The following is a 1,027-nucleotide window of genomic DNA, read 5'->3' as shown; positions in this document are numbered from 1 at the left end:
GCGGCCGGCGTCGAGCGGGTGACCGCGAAGCATTGGCCGCGATCATCTTCGTGGCCACCTCGGGCTGCACCTGGCGGCAGCTGCCACCGGTGTTCGGCCCGAGCTGGCAAACGGTCTACCGACGCTTCGCCCAGTGGAGCCGGGCCCGGGTCTGGGCCCGGCTCCACCGCGTCATCCTTGACGAACTCGGCGCCCGCGGGGAATTGGACTGGTCGCGCTGCGCGATCGACTCCGTCAGCATGAGGGCTGCAAAAGGGGGCCTCTGACGGGACCGAATCCGACCGACCGTGGCAAGCCTGGATCGAAAATCCACTTGATCACCGACCGGAACGGACTGCCGCTCTCGCTGGGCATTTCCGGCGCGAACATGCACGACAGCCTCGGTCTTGAACCGCTCGTGCGGGGCATCCTACCGATCCGGTCCCGGCGAGGACCTCGTCGGCGACGCCCCGCCAAGCTCCACGCAGACAAGGGCTACGACTACGACCATCTGCGCCGATGGCTCCGCAGACGCGGCATCCGCCACCGCATCGCCCGCAAGGGTATCGAGTCCTCCCAACGTCTCGGCCGCCACCGGTGGGTCGTCGAAAGGACCGTGTCCTGGTTCGCCGGCTGCCGCCGGCTCCACCGCCGTTACGAACGCAAGGCAGAACACTTCCTCGCCTTTGTCGGCATAGCTGCGGCCCTCATCTGCCACCGCCGCCTCGCCAAATGAAACGACGTCTAAGACGGAGCTGGCGCGATCGGCGAGGGCAGCGAAGCGGAACAAAGAAAACGCGCCTGACCTGCTCGTTTCCCCATCGCGAGGTACCGCCGGGAATCGTGTCGGCTGTCCGGCGTCCTCAAAGAACGGGCCACCGGGGGGACAGAAGCGCTGGCTACGGAGTCAGGTGACCGGCAGTGCGGCTCCAACGCCGCCCAACGTCCCCGGTGACGAGCTGCCTTCCGTTCTCGTGCACATCGGCAATCGCCTCGGCGGGTGCCCCCCGAAGTCACGAAGAACAGACTTCACGACCCGTGAACAAAG

The 1,027-nt window shown here is 67.0% G+C and carries 1 pseudogene; it reads left to right on the top strand.

Features of this window, described 5'->3' with window-relative positions:
• A pseudogene (locus ABTW95_RS35705) lies at positions 1-715 on the top strand (IS5 family transposase); the annotation flags it as partial.
• Positions 716-1,027: the final 312 nt, after the last annotated feature.

Origin of the sequence: Spirillospora sp. NPDC127506 (genome assembly GCF_040302145.1) — a bacterium.
Lineage (GTDB): Bacteria > Actinomycetota > Actinomycetes > Streptosporangiales > Streptosporangiaceae > Spirillospora.
The sequence above is the reverse complement of the archived record's forward strand: the minus strand, read 5'-3'. Positions and strand labels throughout refer to the sequence as shown.